General features: G+C 69.1%; 3 protein-coding genes. All 3 read left to right on the forward strand.

The genetic code is table 11. From position 1 onward, the window contains the following. Positions 1 to 104 precede the first annotated feature (104 nt). On the forward strand, positions 105 to 1178 hold the full coding sequence (locus AC07DW_RS33955; RefSeq protein WP_478861458.1) for an IS30 family transposase: 1074 nt from the start codon (positions 105 to 107) through the stop codon (positions 1176 to 1178). Further along, positions 1175 to 1909, forward strand: a complete 735-nt coding sequence (locus AC07DW_RS33960) for a transposase family protein (protein WP_478861456.1) — start codon at positions 1175 to 1177, stop codon at positions 1907 to 1909. Before AC07DW_RS33955 ends, AC07DW_RS33960 begins: the two co-directional genes overlap by 4 nt. Before the next feature lie 181 nt (positions 1910 to 2090). Then, on the forward strand, positions 2091 to 2522 hold the full coding sequence (locus AC07DW_RS33965) for a hypothetical protein (RefSeq protein WP_478861457.1): 432 nt from the start codon (positions 2091 to 2093) through the stop codon (positions 2520 to 2522). Positions 2523 to 2890 lie beyond the last annotated feature (368 nt).

Here is a 2890-nt window from a genome sequence, read left to right on the forward strand (position 1 = left end):
CGAACCAGCCCGACCACACCTCTACCGCGCGCTCCGTCTCCACGAACGGAACAACGCGTCACGCACCCAACAGACACGCACGGCTGTAGTACAGGCAGCTCGGGATTGGCAGGAAGACCGGCTACCGGTGGAGGGAGGAGAGCGGCGGAGTCCCGCCGGCTCATCTTCCGGAGGCATCCCGCTCGGACCGCTATCTCTCGCTTCTGGAACGCAAGCGGATCGCCACCCTGCGCGAACGCGGCCTGGGCGTCCGTGAGATAGCCGAGCGGCTCGGACGGGCGCCGTCGACGGTCAGCCGCGAGTTGCGCCGCAACAGCCGCCGTCATGACAACGGCGTCTACGACGCCGACCTGGCCCACCAGCGGTCCCAGGAGCGGTTCCGGCGGCCGCGGCGAGTGAAGCTGGCGGCCGATCCGGTGCTGAAGGACGAGGTCCAGGACAAGCTCAATCTCGAGTGGAGCCCCGAACAGATCGCCGCCCACCTTCGTGTCCTATGGCCCGAACAGCCCGAGCGGCACCTGTGCCATGAGACCATCTACCGCTCCCTCTACCAGGGCATCAGAGGCGGCCTGAGCAGGACTTTGACCAAGCGGCTCCGCACCAGCCGGCCCCTGCGCAAACGGCGCAGACGCTCGGATCAGCGGGCCGCCCGCTTCATCGCCCCGCCCGTCCTCATCGACCACCGGCCGCCGGCCGTCGAACTGCGGGCACGCCTGGGCGACTGGGAGGGAGACCTCATCGTCGGCCCCCGCAGCCAGTCCGCGGTGGCAACCCTCGTCGACCGCCGCACCCGCTACCTCCGCCTGATCGCCCTGCCCCAGGGGCATTCGGCCGGCCAGCTCCGCGACGCACTCATCACGGCCTTCATCAGCACCCTGCCCGAACACGCCCGCCAGACGCTCACCTGGGACCAGGGCTCAGAGATGGCCCGACATCACGAACTCGCCCCGTACTTCGCCGACGGCGTGTTCTTTGCCCACCCGGGCAGCCCCTGGCAGCGCGGTACGAATGAGAACACGAACGGGCTCATCCGCCAGTACCTGCCCAAGCGCACGAACCTCTCCCTGCACACTCCCGAGGACCTCCGGATGATCGAGGACAGGCTCAATAACCGACCCCGCAAGACCCTCGGCTGGCAGACCCCAGCACAAGCATTCACCGCCGCCCTGACACCATGAACCCTGCAACGTTGCGACGATCACGCGAATCCGCCTTAGAACCCAAGGAGCGGGAGGGGGTCATTTTTCGCGGAGCGTTGACAGCCGCAGGATTCGGTATCGGGGTGGCCACGGCCTGGCGCTACGCGAACGACACGATCGAGTGCCTTGCCGCTTTCGCCCCGTCGTTGACAGAAGCGCTGACCAGCCATCACGCCGGCGGATACGTGCTGCTGGACGGCACCGTCGCGGAAACCGACCGGGTACAAGAGCCCGGCCATTTCTCCGGAAAAGTCCGCCGTGAGGGGGTGAACCTGCAGGTCATCACTGCGGAAGAGGGAAAGCTGCTGTGGCTCTCGCCTGCCCTGCCCGGAGGCATCCACGACGTGAAAGCCGCCCGCGAGCACGGCATTATCGACGCCTGCGCCGCACTGGGACTTCAGGTCCTTGCGGACAAGGGCTACACCGGCGTCGGCGGCACTGTCATCACCCCCATCAAGCGGCGCCCGGACACCGAACTGCCGGACAAGCACAAGAAGCCGGACAAGGCACACGCTGCACTGCGGGCTCCCGTAGAGCGAACAATCTCCCGGATCAAGCAGTGGCGCATCTTCCGTCACGCCCGAATCAGTCCGCACCCGCCCTGCAATCCACTGACCAGCGACGACACCCGAACTACAGCTGCCGTGACTGATCGACTTCGCCCTGTACCTGGGACGGGCCTGGGCCGGGGATGCCCAGCGGTGCCGTGAGGCCGGTGTCCCGGCCGGCCGGGCGAAGGCCGTGGTGACCAAGCCTGAACCGGGCCGGCGCCTGGTGGAGAGCGCACCCGGTGCGCCCGGGTGCCCTTCGCGTGGGTGGCCGCCGACGCCCTCTACGGGCAGGACCGCGCCCTGCGGGCCCGCCCTGGAACCGCGCGGGAAAGGGTACGTCATGGCGGCACCGTGCGACGAGACCGTGACCACGCCCAGGACGGGACGGGTGCGGGTGGACGTCCCTGGCCGCGGGAGTGCCGCTGGGCATGGGAGCGTCGTCCGTGCGGCAGGGGCGCCAAGGGCGAGCGAGCGCTACTGCGACTGGGCGCTCGCCGACGCCGGATGGCCGTCCGACGCGGGGCCGGCCCGCAAGGGGTGGCGACACCTGCTGCTCGCACGGCGCTCGGTCAGCGACCCGGCCGGCCTCGCGTTCTTCGCCGACCACGCCCGTGAGAACACCGCGCTGCCCACGATCGTCCCCGGCATGCGATGGGCCGTGGAGGACTGCTCCGGGACCGCGAAATCCGACTGCGGCCCCGCCCAGTACGAGGTCCGGCACTGGGAACCCTGGCACCGCCACATCGCCCTGGCAATCGCGGCATTCGCCTAATCTCCCGATTACCGCCACCCGCGCCGCCGCCCAGGGCCGCGCCGAAGACGGACCGGACACCGGCATGGTCGGCGCAGACCCCGTCATAACACCCCATGCGGCCCCCGGTGAACCTGCCACTCCCGCTGGACAGCGTCCTGCACTGATCTCCCGCACCGCCGAAAAGATCCGCCGCCTGCTCCACCAGACCCTCTGGCACGTCCACCACCACGGCACCGTCACCGCAGCCCAGTCCCTGTGGCGACGAGCCCACCAGGCCCCCGCCCGACGCATCCACTGAGGTTTTCTCAGCGAAATGATCTCGCGGCTGCTTGGACGTGAAGCCGGCTGCGGGCAGACGTGAAGCCCCTGGTAGGACAGGTCTCTCA

This window comes from Streptomyces sp. NPDC045701, assembly GCF_056432045.1.

What these genes read in the sequence shown, in the direction of transcription:
- AC07DW_RS33960 (WP_478861456.1), top strand. Translation starts at nt 1,175, where the DNA reads ATGAACCCTGCAACGTTGCGACGATCACGCGAATCCGCCTTAGAACCC.
- AC07DW_RS33965 (WP_478861457.1), top strand. Translation starts at nt 2,091, where the DNA reads ATGGCGGCACCGTGCGACGAGACCGTGACCACGCCCAGGACGGGACGG.